The 14,523-nt window shown below is 67.4% G+C and carries 11 protein-coding genes and 1 pseudogene; 11 read left to right on the forward strand and 1 reads right to left on the reverse strand.

Annotation, left to right across the window (positions count from 1 at the left end; genetic code table 11):
* Nucleotides 1-55 precede the first annotated feature (55 nt).
* From AB4Z10_RS21265 to surE, 9 genes are all read left to right on the forward strand, one after another.
* On the forward strand, nt 56-1,417 hold the full coding sequence (locus tag AB4Z10_RS21265) for an NAD(P)H-dependent oxidoreductase (RefSeq protein WP_441472373.1): 1,362 nt from the start codon (nt 56-58) through the stop codon (nt 1,415-1,417).
* Nucleotides 1,418-1,437: 20 nt separating this feature from the next.
* Nucleotides 1,438-2,442, forward strand: a complete 1,005-nt coding sequence (locus AB4Z10_RS21270) for a thiamine pyrophosphate-dependent dehydrogenase E1 component subunit alpha (RefSeq protein ID WP_441472418.1) — start codon at nt 1,438-1,440, stop codon at nt 2,440-2,442.
* Entirely contained in the window at nt 2,432-3,454 is a 1,023-nt protein-coding gene (locus AB4Z10_RS21275; protein ID WP_441472374.1) for an alpha-ketoacid dehydrogenase subunit beta, read from the forward strand. Before AB4Z10_RS21270 ends, AB4Z10_RS21275 begins: the two co-directional genes overlap by 11 nt.
* Nucleotides 3,454-4,689, forward strand: coding sequence for a dihydrolipoamide acetyltransferase family protein (locus AB4Z10_RS21280; protein ID WP_441472375.1), 1,236 nt, complete (start codon nt 3,454-3,456; stop codon nt 4,687-4,689). Before AB4Z10_RS21275 ends, AB4Z10_RS21280 begins: the two co-directional genes overlap by 1 nt.
* 116 nt (nt 4,690-4,805) lie before the next feature.
* Nucleotides 4,806-5,804 carry an ABC transporter substrate-binding protein gene (locus AB4Z10_RS21285; RefSeq protein WP_441472376.1) on the forward strand — a complete coding sequence of 333 codons (999 nt, stop codon included), beginning with the start codon at nt 4,806-4,808 and terminating at the stop codon, nt 5,802-5,804.
* Nucleotides 5,805-5,820: 16 nt separating this feature from the next.
* Complete coding sequence (locus AB4Z10_RS21290) at nt 5,821-7,533, forward strand: ABC transporter permease (RefSeq protein WP_441472377.1); 1,713 nt, start codon at nt 5,821-5,823, stop codon at nt 7,531-7,533.
* A complete protein-coding gene (locus AB4Z10_RS21295) occupies nt 7,521-8,612 on the forward strand; it encodes an ABC transporter ATP-binding protein (RefSeq protein ID WP_441472378.1) in 1,092 nt (363 codons plus the stop codon). The genes AB4Z10_RS21290 and AB4Z10_RS21295 overlap by 13 nt, the downstream gene beginning before the upstream one ends.
* A gap of 10 nt (nt 8,613-8,622) precedes the next feature.
* Nucleotides 8,623-9,771 (forward strand): MBL fold metallo-hydrolase, encoded by a 1,149-nt coding sequence (locus tag AB4Z10_RS21300; protein WP_441472379.1) that lies wholly within the window; start codon nt 8,623-8,625, stop codon nt 9,769-9,771.
* A gap of 3 nt (nt 9,772-9,774) precedes the next feature.
* Nucleotides 9,775-10,548: a 5'/3'-nucleotidase SurE gene (gene surE, locus AB4Z10_RS21305; protein WP_441472380.1), complete on the forward strand. Its 774-nt coding sequence runs from the start codon at nt 9,775-9,777 to the stop codon at nt 10,546-10,548.
* A 139-nt stretch (nt 10,549-10,687) separates the two neighbouring features.
* On the opposite strand, the pseudogene AB4Z10_RS21310 reads toward surE, so the two are convergent.
* Nucleotides 10,688-10,883 (reverse strand): annotated as a pseudogene (locus AB4Z10_RS21310) (DDE-type integrase/transposase/recombinase); the annotation flags it as partial.
* Nucleotides 10,884-11,220: 337 nt separating this feature from the next.
* Here AB4Z10_RS21310 and pehA point away from each other — a divergent pair.
* Together pehA and AB4Z10_RS21320 are read left to right on the forward strand one after the other, a co-directional pair.
* Nucleotides 11,221-12,825 (forward strand): phosphoric/sulfuric ester hydrolase PehA, encoded by a 1,605-nt coding sequence (gene pehA, locus AB4Z10_RS21315; RefSeq protein ID WP_441472381.1) that lies wholly within the window; start codon nt 11,221-11,223, stop codon nt 12,823-12,825.
* Nucleotides 12,792-14,429, forward strand: coding sequence for an ABC transporter substrate-binding protein (locus AB4Z10_RS21320; RefSeq protein WP_441472382.1), 1,638 nt, complete (start codon nt 12,792-12,794; stop codon nt 14,427-14,429). The genes pehA and AB4Z10_RS21320 overlap by 34 nt, the downstream gene beginning before the upstream one ends.
* The last annotated feature ends 94 nt before the right edge of the window (nt 14,430-14,523 follow it).

Here is a 14,523-nt window from a genome sequence, read left to right on the forward strand (position 1 = left end):
TCCTGTCCTTTTGTTCCGGCCAAAGAACATATGTCCAAGGGAGCACTCGAGGAACATGGCCGCCATTCAACCGCCGCCGCCATTTGGCGCGCCAGCAGTCGGGCTCTCCCTGGCCGAAGCCCTGGACCTGCGCGAGAAAGCCGGGAAGCGCGTTCGCGTCGGCCTGATCGGCGCCGGCCAGATGGGTACCGACATTGTCGTGCAGATCTCTCAGATGCCCGGAATCGAGATCGCGGCCGTGGCCGACATTGCGCCGGACAGGATTTCGGACGCCGCGGCGCTGGCCGGGCGCAAGGGCGAGGTTGCTTCGGTCTCTGACGAGGCGGGGCTCGACGCCGCCCGGCGCAGAGGCCACATCGCCGCCACGTCCTCGCTCGATCTGATCTGCCGCTCGCCGTCGGTCGACGTCATCATCGACGCCACCGGCAATCCGGAAGCCGGCTCGCGGGTGGCGTTGACGGCGATCGCCGCGCGCAAGCACATCGTGATGATGAATGTCGAGGCCGACATCACCATCGGCTCGTATCTCGCTGCCGAGGCGGCGAAGGCTGGCGTGGTCTACACCCTGGGCGCCGGGGACGAACCGGCCGCCGCGATGGAGCTGATCAACTTCATCCGCGCCATGGGCTATCCGGTCATCGCCGCCGGCAAGGGCAAGAACAACCCCTTCCGGATCGACGCGGTGCCGGCCGATTATGTCGACGAGGCCAAGCGCCGAAACATGAACCCGCGCATGCTCGTCGAGTTCGTCGATGGCTCGAAGACGATGGTCGAGATGGTCGCCATCGCCAATGCCTGCGGCTTCATCCCCGACATCCCCGGCATGCACGGCCCCGCCGCGCCGAAGGACGAATTGCAGAACTATTTCTGCCCGAAGGAAGAAGGCGGCCTCCTCTCGCACAAGGGCGTGGTCGATTTCTCCGTGGCCAAGGGCGTGGCGCCCGGCGTCTTCGCCATCGCCGAGATGCGCCATCCCCGCGTCCGTGAGCGGATGAGCGACCTGCATCTCGGCCCCGGCCCCTACTACTCCTTCTTCCGGCCCTATCACCTGACGAGCCTGGAAGTGCCGCTTTCGGCCGCTGCCGCCGTCATCTTCAACCAGAGCCATATGCGCCCGCTGCCGGTGCCGACCTCCGAGGTCGGCTGCGTCGCCAAGCGCGATCTCGCGGCCGGCGAGACGCTCGATGCCATCGGCGAATACGGCTATCGCGGCTTCGCCCTTTCCCGCGCCGACGCGCAGGCCCGCAAGGCCCTGCCGATCGGCCTCGCTCAGGGCGCGACGATGACGCGCGCCGTCGCCAAGGGCGAATTGATCACGCTCGCCGACGCCGCCCCCGACGAGCGCTTGAAGATCGTCGAGGTGCGCCGCGCTCAGGACGCGATGATCGCCGCGCTGACCTCCGGAGCACAGGCATGAGCGCACGCAAGACGGACGACATGGCGAGCGCCGCGCCGAGGCCCAACCAGCGGCCGGAACTCGCCGCGCTCGACGACGAGACGGTGGCGCGCGCGCTGACCCGGATGCACCTCATCCGCAAGTTCGAGGAGGCGGCCGAGGCGAGCTATATGCGCGGCCTAATCCACGGCACGATGCATCTCTCGATAGGCCAGGAGGCGAGCGCCGTCGGCACGACGTTGCCGCTCGAAGCGCACGACTACATCCTCTCGACCCATCGCGGCCATGGCCACTGCATCGCGCGCGGCGCCGAGCCGAAGCTGATGTTCGCCGAGTTCTTCGGCAAGGAGACCGGCTACTGCAAGGGCCGTGGCGGCTCGATGCATATCGCCGATGTCGAGGGCGGCAATCTCGGCGCCAATGGCATCGTCGGCGGCGGCCTGCCGATCGCGGTCGGCGTCGGCATGAGCATCAAGGCCCAGAAGAATGGCCGGGTCTGCATGGTCTTCTTCGGCGACGGCGCCTCGAACGAGGGCGCCTTCCACGAGGCGCTCAACATGGCCTCGATCTGGAAGCTGCCGGTCGTCTTCGTCTGCGAGAACAACAAATACGGCATGTCGATGGACATCTCGCGCGCCATGGCGGTGGCGAATGTCGCAGACCGTGCCGCCGCCTACGCCATGCCGGGCCACAGCCTCGACGGAAACGACCTTGCCGGCGTCGCGGCCGTGGCGCGCGAAGCGATCGCGCGGGCCCGCTCCGGCGAAGGCCCTTCGCTGATCGAGTGCAAGACCTATCGCTGGCGCGGCCACTCCAAGAGCGACCGCAATCTCTACCGGACCAAGGAGGAGATCGAGGAGTGGCGGGCGCAGGACCCGATCCGGCGCCTGGAGGACGAGCTCAAGGCGCATGACCGGTTCGACGCTGCGGCGCTGATGAAGCTGGAAGAGGATGCCCAGCGCGACATCGACGCCGCCGTCGAATTCGCCCGCGCCTGCCCGGACCCCGATCCGAAAGACCTGACCCGTGACGTCTATGCCCTCTGACACCCTCGAGGCCGCGGCCGAGATTCGCGAACTCTCCTATGCCGAGGCGGTGCGCGAGGCGCTCGGTCAGGCGATGGAAGCCGACGAACGCGTCTTCCTCTTCGGCGAAGACGTCGGCGTCTATGGCGGCGCCTTCGGCGTCTCCGGCGATCTCGTCCACCGCTTCGGCAAGGAACGCGTGATCGACACCCCGATCAGCGAACTCGGCATTGCCGGGGCCGCGGTCGGCGCCGCGATCACCGGCATGCGGCCGGTGCTGGAGATCCAGTTCTCGGATTTCGTCACGCTTGCCATGGAGCAGCTCGTCAACCAGGCGGCCAAGATCCGCTTCATGTTCGGCGGCAAGGCGAGCGTGCCGATGGTGGTGCGCCTGCCCGGCGGCTCGGGCACCGGCGCGGCCGCGCAGCACAGCCAGAGCCTGGAGGCCTGGTTCGCGCATGTGCCGGGCCTCAAGGTCCTGCAGCCGAGCACGCCGCATGACGCCAAGGGCATGCTGCTCGCCGCCATCGACGACCCCAACCCGGTCCTGATCTTCGAGCACAAGCTGCTCTACAAGACCAAGGGCCATGTCCCGGCCGAGGCCTATCGCGTGCCGATCGGCCAGGCGGCGATCCGCCGCGAGGGCACGGACGTCACCATCGTCGGCTCCTCGATCATGGCCCGCAAGGCGGAGGCTGCAGCCGAGCGCCTCGCAGCGGACGGCATCTCGGCCGAGGTGATCGACCTGCGCTCGATCCGCCCGATCGACTTCACCACCATTGCCGAGAGCGTGCGCAAGACGCACCGCTTGCTGGTCGTCTACGAGGGCGTCAAGACCATGGGCATCGGCGCCGAGATCTCGGCGATGATCGCCGAGAGCGAGGTCTTCGACTTCCTCGACGCGCCGATCATCCGGCTCGGCGGCGCTGATGCGCCGATCCCCTACAATCCGGTGCTGGAGAAGGCCGCCGTCCCGCAGGAGGACGACATCGTCGCCGCCGCCACCAATCTCGTGCGTCGCGGGGAAGCCTGATGCCGGTCGAGGTCATCCTTCCCAAGGTCGACATGGACATGGAGACGGGCACGATCGAGGCCTGGCATGTCAAGGAAGGCGATCTTGTCCGCCAGGGCGACACGATCTTCGAAATCGGCACCAACAAGGCCGTGATGGAGGTCGAGGCGCCGGCCAGCGGCGCGATCCGCGGCATCAAGCTCGAGACCGGCGTGCCGATCACGGTGGGGACGCCCGTCGCCTGGATCTACCTCGACGGCGAGGCCGCCACCACGCCGTCCGAGCCGGCAGCCGCTGCGGCTTCCGTGGCGGCTGCCACCTCCAACCCTGAGGGCGCGGCTCCGGCGTCAGGCGCCTCTGCGGCTCAATCTGTGGCGCCGGGCCTGCGCGCCACGCCGCTCGCCCGCCGTATCGCGCGCCAGAACGGCCTCGATCTCAAGGCAGTGGCCGGCACTGGACCACGCGGACGCATCGGGGAAGCCGATGTGAAGCGCCATCTGGAGCAACGCCCGCGTTGCGCCCCCGCGCAGGAGACACGTCCCGCGCCAGTCCCGGCCGCGAGCAATTCCGAGGGCCGGCTGCAGCCCTTCTCGGCGATCCGCCGCATCGTCGCGAACCGGCTCTCCGAGAGCATGCGCACGGCGCCGCATTTCTATCTCACCTCCGAGATCGAGATGAGCGCATCCCGCGATCTGCTGCGCCGCCTCGCCGTCCGTCACGAGCGCATCGGCGCACCCAAGCCCAGCATCACCGTGCTGATTGCCCGCATCGCTGCCCGCATCCTGCGCGACCACCCGGTCATCAATGCATCCGCCGAGGGCGAGGCGACGCGCTTCCACGAGCGCATCGACATCGGCATAGCCATGGAGCGCGACGGCGATCTCGTCGTGCCGGTGCTGCGCGATGCCGGCAACATGGATATGCTGGCGATGACGCGCGAATTCGCCAGATTGCGCGACGGCATGGCCAGGCGCACGCTGACACCGGCCGAGCTCGGCGGCGGCACCTTCACCATCTCCAATCTCGGCATGTACGGCGTCGACAGCTTCACCGCGATCATCAATCCGCCGCAGGGCGCGATCCTCGCGGTCGGCCGCACCGTCGACAAGCCTGTTGGCCGAGACGGCCAGATCGTGCTGAGGCCGATGGCGAATTTCACGTTGTCCTCGGACCACCGGATCGTGGACGGCGTCGCCGCCGCCCGCTTCATGGCCGATCTGCGCGAGGCGCTGGAAAGCCCCGAGATACTTTTGTGATTGAAGGGCGGTCGCGGCCGCGCAAGGCCGCGAATTGCCAGCTATAGACCATCAGAATGCAAGATCGGCCACCGCAACGGGCGCAAAGGTCGACGGCGAATAACGGAGGAGACGAAATGATGACCCAGACGAGACGCAAATTCGTGATGGCCGCGGCCTTCGGCGCGCTGCTCGCCGCCGGCCCGGCCTTCGCGCAGGCCCCCTCGGGCAAGCTCGTGCTCTACACCTCGCAGCCGGAGAAGGATGCGGCCCAGACCATCGCCGCCTTCAAGAAGGCTTATCCCAGCGTCGACGTCGACATCTTCCGCTCCGGCACGACCGAGGTGATGGGCAAGCTCGCCGCCGAGATATCGGCCGGCCAGCCCGGCGCCGACGTGCTGCTGATCGCCGATGCCGCGAGCATGGAGATCCTGAAGGCGCAGAAGCAGCTTCTCGCCTATCCCGGCGCCAAGACCGACGGCCTGCAGCCCGGCTCCTTTGACGCCGACAAGACCTATTTCGGCTCGAAACTGATCACCACCGGCATCGCCTACAACACCGCCGCGAAGGAGAAGCCGAGCTCCTGGACCGATCTCGACAAGCCCGGCTACAAGGGCCAGATCTCGATGCCGAGCCCGCTCTATTCGGGCGCCGCAGCGATCATGCTCTCCACCATGACGGCGCGTCCCGATCTCGGCTGGAAGCTTTTCGAGGGGCTGAAGGCCAACGAAGCCGTCGCCGTGCGCGGCAACGGGGCCGTGCTGCGCTCCGTAGCCACCGGCGAGAAGGCCTATGGCGTGCTCGTCGACTTCATGGCCTACAACGCCAAGAAGCAGGGCTCGCCGATCGACTTCGTCTTCCCGAAGGAAGGCGCCCCGGCGGTGACCGAGCCGGTCGCGATCGTGAAGACGACCAAGAACGAGGCCGCCGCCAAGGCCTTCGTCGACTTCATCCTCTCCGATGACGGCCAGAAGCTTGCGCTCGCCATGGGATATATCCCGGCCAAGCCCAGCGTCGGCTCGCCGTCCTGGCTGCCGGAGGGCACCAAGATCAACGTCATGCCTTCCGACATCGCAGCCGTGGTCAAGGTGACGGAAGCCGACAAGGCCCGCTTCGCCACCATGTTCGGCAACTGAGCCCGGACGGGTGCGCATGTCACTCGCTGATACCGCGACGCTGCGCACGCGCGTCGAGGAGACGGGGCTCCTCTGGGGCCTCGTCGGTCTCGTCGCGCTGCTCTCGCTGCTGCCGATCGGGCGGCTGGTCGTCGAAGGGCTGGCCCCCGGTGGTCAGCTCTCGGCGACGGCGCTCGGCAAGGTGTTCGCCAGTCCGGCGACCTGGACGGCCACCGCCAACAGCCTGGTCACCGCGATATCCGGCACCGTGCTCGCGGTTCTGATCGGCGGTACCGTCGCGCTGCTGGCGACGCTGACCGACATCCGCGCCCGCAACGCCTTCACCTTCTGCTTCGTGCTGCCGCTGATGATCGCACCGCAGGTCACGGCGCTGGCCTGGCTCCAGCTTTTCGGCCCGTCGAGCACGCTGCTGAAGCTGATCGGCATGGCGCCGCCGCTCGGCAGCCGCAATCCGCTCTATTCGCGCGAGGGCATCATCCTGCTGCTCGGCCTGCAATATGCGCCGCTGGTCTTCCTGACGCTGCGGGCCGGCCTGCGCGCCCTGCCCAAGGAATTGATCGAGGCCGGCCTTGCCGCCGGCGCCAGCCCGCTCACCGTGCTGCGCACCGTCGTGCTGCCGTTGATGACCCCGCCGCTCGTCGCCGGCATCGCGCTCTGCTTCGTCTCCTGCCTCGGCAATTTCGGCATCCCGGCCTTCCTTGGCATCCCCGGCAACTTCCTCGTCCTGCCGACGCTGATCTACCAGCGCCTCGCGGGCCTCGGGCCGGGCGTGCTCTCGGAAGTCGCAATCCTGTCGCTGCTGATCGGCGTCATCGCCATGGCCGGCATCCTGCTGCAGGATTTCATGATGCGCCGTCGCGACTTCCGCATCACCACGACTTCGAGCGCCGCGCGGCCCTTCGAGCTCGGGCGCTGGCGCGCGCCGGTCGAGACGCTGCTCTGGACCTTCGCGATCCTCGTCCTGGCTCTGCCGCTGCTCGGCCTGCTCAGCACGTCGCTGATCCCGGCCTTCGGCGTGCCGCTCAATGCGGCGACGGCGACATTCGGCAACTATGCCTATGTCCTCTTCGAGCACGCCGCCTCGAAGCGCGCCTTCGTCAACAGCTTCCTGATGTCGGCGGGAGCAGCGATCCTGATCGTGCTGATCTGCGTCCCGCTGGGCTACTTCATCGTCTGGAAGAAGTCGCGGGCGCTCAGGTTGCTCAACCTCGCCGCCGAGCTACCCTATGCCATGCCTGGCGTGGTGCTCGCGATCGCCGCGATCCTGCTTTTCCTCAAGCCGCTGCCGGTGCTCGGCGTCTCCCTCTACAACACTGTCTGGATCATCGTCTTCGCCTATCTCGCGCGCTTCCTCGTGCTCGGCCTGCGGCCGATCGTCAGCGGTTATCTTCAGATCGACCGCACGCTGGAGGAGGCCGCGCAGATCGCCGGCGCCGGCCTGCCGCGCCGCCTCGTCACCATCATCTTCCCGCTGGTTGCGCCGGCGGCGGTGGCAGGCGCGCTCTTGATCTTCCTCACCGCCTTCAACGAGCTGACCGTCTCGGCGCTGCTCTGGTCTTCCGGGGCCGAGACACTCGGCGTCGTCGTCTTCTCCTTCGAGCAGGGCGGCGACTCCACCTATGCCTCGGCGCTGGCGACGATCACCGTTCTCGTCACGGTCGCCCTGATGGCTTCGACCACTCTCTTCGCCCAAAAACTGCCCCAGGGAGTCCTGCCGTGGCGCGACTGACCATCGACCGGGCGCAGAAGCGCTTCGGCTCCTATATCGCCCTCGACGACGTCTCGATCGATGTCGAGGACGGCGAGTTCCTGGCCGTGCTCGGTGCGTCCGGCTGCGGCAAGACCACGCTGCTGCGCCAGATCGCCGGCTTCGACAAGCTCGACGGCGGCGCGATCCGCATCGGCGACCGGCTCGTCTCCTCGCCCGAGCAGCATGTTCCGCCCGAGCATCGCAAGCTCGGCATCGTCTTCCAGTCCTATGCGCTCTGGCCGCATATGACGGTGGCGGAGAACGTCGCCTATGGCCTGACCGTCGCCGGCGTGCGTGATCCCGAGCGGGCTCGCCGCGTCGCGGCGGCGCTCGATCTCGTCGGCTTGAACGGCTTCGCCGAGCGTCGGCCGGGCATGCTCTCCGGCGGCCAGCGCCAGCGCGTCGCGCTCGCCCGCTGCCTCGTCACCGAACCCTCGCTCGTTCTGCTCGACGAGCCGCTCGCCAATCTCGATGTGCATCTGCGTGCCTCGATGGAGGAGGAGTTCTCCCGTTTCCATGAGCGCACCGGCACGACCATGGTCTACATCACCCATGATCAAGCCGAGGCGATGGCGCTGGCCGATCGCATCGCCGTGATGGATCGCGGCCGGCTGCTGCAGCTCGCCACGCCCTCGATGCTCTATCGCGAGCCTGCCAACATCACCGTCGCCGGCTTCATCGGCGACGGCATGGTGCTGCCGGCAACCGTGCTGTCGGCGCCCCAGGCCGGCCGCTGCAAGGTCAGCGTGCTCGGTGTCGAGGCGGTGGTGCGCTGCCGGCCGGATCAGGCGGTGACCGACCAGGTGAAGCTCTGCCTGCGGGCGCGCGACATCGGCATTGCTTCCCCCGGACAGGAGGGGCTTTCCGCCGCAGTCGAACGGCTGTCCTATCAGGGCGGCTTCTTCCGGCTCGAGGCACGTCCCGCCGCCAGCAACGACCTCGTGCTGCATCTCGACGCCGCCGAGCCCGCGCCGGCCCAGGCTGGCGACGCGATCCGCATCGCGATCCATGATGGCTGGGTCATCCCCGAGGCCGGGACAATGGACAAAGCCGCATGAGACCGGCCGTATGAAACTCAGGATCCATGGCGGGGTCGGCGAGAAGGGCCGGACCTGCATCGGTATCGAACATGGCGGAACCCGGCTTCTGCTCGATGTCGGCGTCGACACCAGCGCGCCGCGGGGGCCGGGCTACTACCCCGCGATCACGCCGGACGAGCTGAAGCGGCTCGATGCGATCATCGTGACCCATGCCCATGAGGACCATGTCGCGGCGCTGGGCTGGTGCCTCGCCCACGGATTTGCCGGCCGCGTGCTGATGACGGCCGAAAGCGCCGCCGAAACCGATGCGACGCTCGCGGCTTATGCGACGCCGCAGGAGCGTACGCTTGCCGCGCAGAGCCCGCCCGAGATCATCGTCGCTGGCCAGGATTTCAGGCTCGGCCCGATCGAGATCCGGACCGGCCGCAGCGGTCATGTCGTCGGCGGCGTCTGGTGCCATCTGAGCGCCGAGGGCCGCAGCGTCGGCTATTGCGGCGATGTGGTGCCGGCGAGCCCAGTCTTCGCCATGGATCCGCTGCCGCCTTGCGACCTGTTGCTGGTCGACGCCTCCTATGGCGATGACCGCATCCCGGCGGCCGAACGCGGCGCCGCCATCGGGCGCTGGCTCGCGGCGCATCCGCAAGGCGCCGTGCTGCCGACGCCGCTATCCGGCCGTTCCATCGAGCTGATCGGGCTGATCGAAGGCCCGATCGCCATCCACCAGTCGATGCACGCCGCACTGGCTCAACAGATCGCGGCCTCCGCCTGGTTGAAACCGGGGAGCGTCGACCTGCTGTCGGCGCGCTTCGCCGAGGCGTCACTGTGGGAAGAGGGGCAGAAGCTGCCGCCGGCGGCCCTGCTTTGCGACGATGGCATGGGGCTCTCAGGTCCGTCCAAGGCCGCGCTTGCCCAGGCTCGCCGCGACGGGCACCCGGTGCTGCTGACCGGCCATGTCCCCAAAGGTAGCCCCGCCGACGCGATGCGTGCTGCCGGAACGGCGGACTGGCTGCGCTTCCCGACCCATCCGACCCTGCCCGAGAACGCGGCCATTGCCATGGCAAGCGGTGCGGAACGTGTGCTCGCCCATTCCTGCGATGCGGCCACTGCACGGGCGCTCGCAGGCGACATTCCAAGCCTCGTCGCCAACCTAAAGCCCGGCGACGTCATCGAGATCTGACCCATGCGCATCCTGATCGCCAATGACGACGGCATCGACGCCCCCGGCATCGCCCTGCTGCGCCGCGCCGCCGCCCGCGTCGCCTCCGACATCTGGGTCGTCGCGCCGGAGCGGAAATGGACGGCGGCGAGCCATCACCTCTCCTTCGACCGCGACCTGACGCTGACCCGCCGCGAAGCGCAGGTCTACGCATTGAACGGGACGCCGGCCGATTGCGTCGTCGCGGCGATGACCGTGCTGTTTCGCGCCGGCGGCAAGCCGGACCTCGTGCTCTCCGGCGTCAATGACGGCCGCAACGCCGCCGAGGACGCCGCCTATTCCGGCACGCTCTCGATCGCCCGCGAGGCGAGTTTTTGGGATATCCCCGCCATCGGCTTCTCCCGCACCAAGGGCGGGACATCCGAGGAGCGCGATGTCACCGCACTGGCGGCCCTGATCGACAATCTCTGGCAGCGCCGCGCCGCCTGGAGCCGCGAGGGTGCCTATCTCAGCGTCAATCTGCCCAAGGAGCTGCCGGCCGAGATAGGCCTTGCCGCGATCGGCCGCGACAAAATTGCAGGGGCGGCCGACATCCATTCCGAGGAGGGCGACCGCATCGTCTGGCGCATCCGTCGCGGCCGGCCGCATACCAGCCGCCCGGGCGACGAGAACAGCCTGATCGATGCCGGCCGCATCGCGATCGTGCGCCATTGCTGGATCGATGGCGCCCCGCTGGACGCGGACCTCGCCGCAGGCCTCAATGCCGCGCTGTCCCAGGCCTCCGTTGAATCGGCTTGAGAAGACAGCGCGCGAACACACCGTGGTGGTCGTCGTCACAATAGCCGCCGGTGGCCGCCAAGAGGTGCATCGGGCTCGATGACAGGCTCGGGCCGTGACGCCGGCGACGGCTTTCCTGTGGGCGATGGCGTCAAGGCCCGAGCTTGTCGGTGATCATGCACCGGGGCGCATAGCCCTGCTTCTTCAGAAGACGCCGCGCCGCCTTGGCGTGGCGCCGGGTCTGGAGGATTTCGTCGCGACGTATCCATCCTGGTCGAGAGCCCGCCCGAGCCAGTGCTCTTGCCGGCAATGGTGACCGCGACCTCGTCGAGATGCCGGATGTCGCTCCGCCTCGGCGATCGAAGCTCCGCCCTGCGATCCCAGCCCTTCTTACCCAGCGGTTTGCTAGCTGTGCGGAGCAACGGCTGACGGGGCTCCGCAGCTGCAAGGGATGTTCCGCGAACGCTCGCCTCCGCCAGGATCGATGAGATCGCACGCGCGATGCAGGGGCTGCCATGCTGCACCTTGCCCTTGTCGGGACGACCGAGCCGGCCCCGCAACAGGCATGGGCTGCTCACCAGCGCGGTAACCGCGCCGGCGCCGCCTGGTTCTGACGGCCGAACAATGATGTCGGGCAGTCACGCAGGCGTCATCCGCGGCGGATAGCTGGACGTGACTTCACGAGGCAAGGCAATGAAACGTAAGAACGTTCTCCTGATCGTCGTCGACCAATGGCGGGCCGATTTCGTACCGCATCTGCTGCGTGCCCGCGGTCAGGAGCCTTTCCTCAAGACGCCCAATCTCGACAGGCTCTGTGCCGAAGGGGTCACCTTCGCCAACCATGTCACCGCCTGCGTTCCCTGCGGTCCGGCGCGAGCCAGCCTGCTGACCGGGCTCTATTTGATGAACCATCGCGCCGTGCAGAATACGGTGCCCCTCGACCAGCGCCATTTCAACCTGGGAAAGGCGCTCAGGGCGATCGGTTACGACCCTGCTCTGATCGGCTACACCACGACAACGCCGGACCCGCGCACGACCGCGAAGAACGATCCGCGCTTCCTCGTGCTCGGCGACCTGATGGACGGGTTTCGTTCCGTCGGCGCCTTCGAACCGAACATGGACGGCTATTTCGGCTGGGTGGAGCAGAACGGCTTCAAGCTGCCCGAAAAGCGCGAGGACATCTGGCTGCCTGAGGGTGAGGACTCGGTCCCGGGTGCGACTGACAAGCCCTCGCGCATCCCGAAGGAATTCTCGGACTCGACCTTTTTCACCGAGCGGGCGCTGACCTATCTCAAGGGCCGGGCGGGCAAGCCCTTCTTCCTGCACCTCGGCTATTATCGTCCGCATCCGCCCTTCGTCGCGCCGGCGCCGTACCACGCGATGTACCGGCCGGAAGATATGCCGGCTCTGGTGCGGGCGGAATCGCCGGAGGTCGAGGCCGCGCAACACCCGCTGACCAGGTTCTATGTCGACTCGATCAAGCGCGGTTCCTTCTTCCATGGCGCCGAGGGCTCGGGTGCGACGCTGGATGCGGCCGAGATCGCCCAGATGCGCGCGACCTACTGCGGCCTGATCACCGAGATCGACGACTGCCTCGGCCGGGTGTTCGCCTATCTCGATGAGACCGGGCAGTGGGACGACACGCTGATCGTCTTCACCAGCGACCACGGCGAGCAACTCGGTGACCACCATCTGCTCGGCAAGATCGGCTTCAACGACGAGAGCTTCCGCATTCCTCTGGTGGTGAAGGACCCGCGCGGCGCGCACGAACGCCGCGGCGCGATCGAAACGTCCTTTACTGAGAGCGTCGACGTGATGCCGACGATCCTCGACTGGCTCGGCGGCGAGGCGCCCCGCGCCTGCGACGGGCGCTCGGTCATGCCTTTCCTCGCCGAAGGCCGTCCGGCGAATTGGCGGACGGAGATGCATTACGAATACGACTTCCGTGACGTGCATTATTCGCAGCCGGAGCAGGTGCTCGGCCTGCACATGGACCAGTCAAGCCTCTGCGTGATCCAGGACGAAAACTACAAATACGTCCATTTCGCCGCGCTCCCGCCGCTCTTCTTCGACCTGACGAACGATCCGCACCAGTTCGTCAATCTGGCCGACGCTCCCGCCTATGCCGCGCTGGTGCGCGATTACGCCCAGAAGGCCCTGTCCTGGCGGCTGACCCATGCTGACAGGACCCTGACCCATTACCGCTCCAGCCCGCGCGGGCTGGAAGAGCGCGACCCCAACGCCACCCCATCTGGAGATGAACAATGGTCGGTTCCCTCACGCGTCGCGGCGCAATAGCGCTCGGGGGCTCTGCCCTCATCCTGCCCCGCTTCGCGATCGCCCAGGCCGACAGCCGGCCTTCGATCACGATCGCGGTCCAGAAAATCGCCAATTCCAACCAGCTCGACGTGCTGCGCGAGCAGTCCAATGTCGGCGAGCGCATCTTCTTCTCGTCGCTCTGGGAAGGGTTGATCGGCCGCAACTGGCTGGGCGGTCTGGGCGCCGTGCCCGGCCTCGCCACGGAGTGGAAGCGCATCGACGACAAGACCGTCGAACTCAAGCTGCGCCAGGGCGTGAAGTTCCACAATGGCGACGAGCTCACCGCCGAGGACGTTGCCTTCACCTTCGGCAAGCAGCGCATGTTCGGCGACACGCAGCCGGCTGCGGGCAAGACCATCTCGGCCGATTTCGTTGTCGGCGGCGGTCGCGCCAGCAAGGAGCTGCCGGCGGAAGTACCGGCGGTGGCGCGCCGCTCCTGGCCGGCCCTGCTCGGCGTCGAGATCGTCGACAAGCACACCGTGCGCTTCGTCAACGGCACCCCGGACGTGACGATCGAGGGTCGCATTTCGCGCTATGGCAGCGAGATCATGAACCGGCGCGCCTTCGATGAGGCGGCGACCTACAATGAGTGGGCGATGAAGCCGGTCACGACCGGCCCTTACAAGGTCGCTGAATACCGTCCGGACGTCTCGCTGCTGCTCGAGGCCCATGACGAATATTGGGGCGGCCGGCCGCCGCTGAAGTCGATCCGCTTCGTCGAGGTGCCGGAAGTCGCCTCGCGCATCAACGGATTGCTCTCCGGCCAATACCAGTTCGCCTGCGACATCCCGCCGGACCAGATTGCGCAGATCGAGAAGAATTCGGCCTTCGAGGTGCAGGGCGGCACGATCCTGAATCACCGCCTGACCGTCTTCGACAAGAGCCATGCCCAGCTGCAGAATCCGCTGGTTCGCCGCGCCATGACGCATTCGATCGACCGGCAGACGATCGTCGACTCGCTCTGGGCCGGCCGCACCGTGGTGCCGAAGGGGCTGCAATGGCCCTATTATGGCGAGATGTTCGTCGAGGACTGGTCGGTGCCGGCGTTCGATCTCAAGCTGGCGCGCGATCTCGTCAAGCAGTCCGGCTACAAGGGTGACCCGATCCCGTACCGCCTGCTCAACAACTACTACACCAACCAGACTCCGACCGCGCAGATCCTGGTCGAGATGTGGAAGGAGGCCGGTCTCAACGTCGAGATCCGGATGGTCGAGAACTGGCAGCAGATCCTCGAGCGCACGCCGACCCGCGCCGTGCGCGACTGGTCGAACTCGGCGCCTTTCAACGATCCGGTCTCCTCGATCGTCGCCCAGCACGGCCCCAACGGCCAGCAGCAGCAGGCCGGCGAGTGGACGAATGCCGAGATGAACACGCTTTCGGTCGAGCTGGAGACCTCGACCGACCGCGCCCGCCGCAAGGCCGCCTTCCGGCGCATGCTGGAGATCGCCGAACGCGAAGACCCGGCCTACACCGTGTTGCACCAGAACGCGACCTTCACGGCCAAGCCGAAATCGATCGCCTGGAAAGCCGCACCGGCCTTCGCCATGGATTTCCGCGCCGGCAACTGGGGCCGGCAGAGCTGATCCAACAGTCGCGGCGCGTCCTCCAACGGGCGCGCCGCCTCGTTTTGACGACCCGGAGCGTTCGATGACTGGACACACTCGCCGCCACGCGCTT

The sequence above is a fragment of the Allobosea sp. RAF48 genome (assembly GCF_052114025.1).
In the GTDB taxonomy this organism is placed as follows: domain Bacteria; phylum Pseudomonadota; class Alphaproteobacteria; order Rhizobiales; family Beijerinckiaceae; genus Allobosea.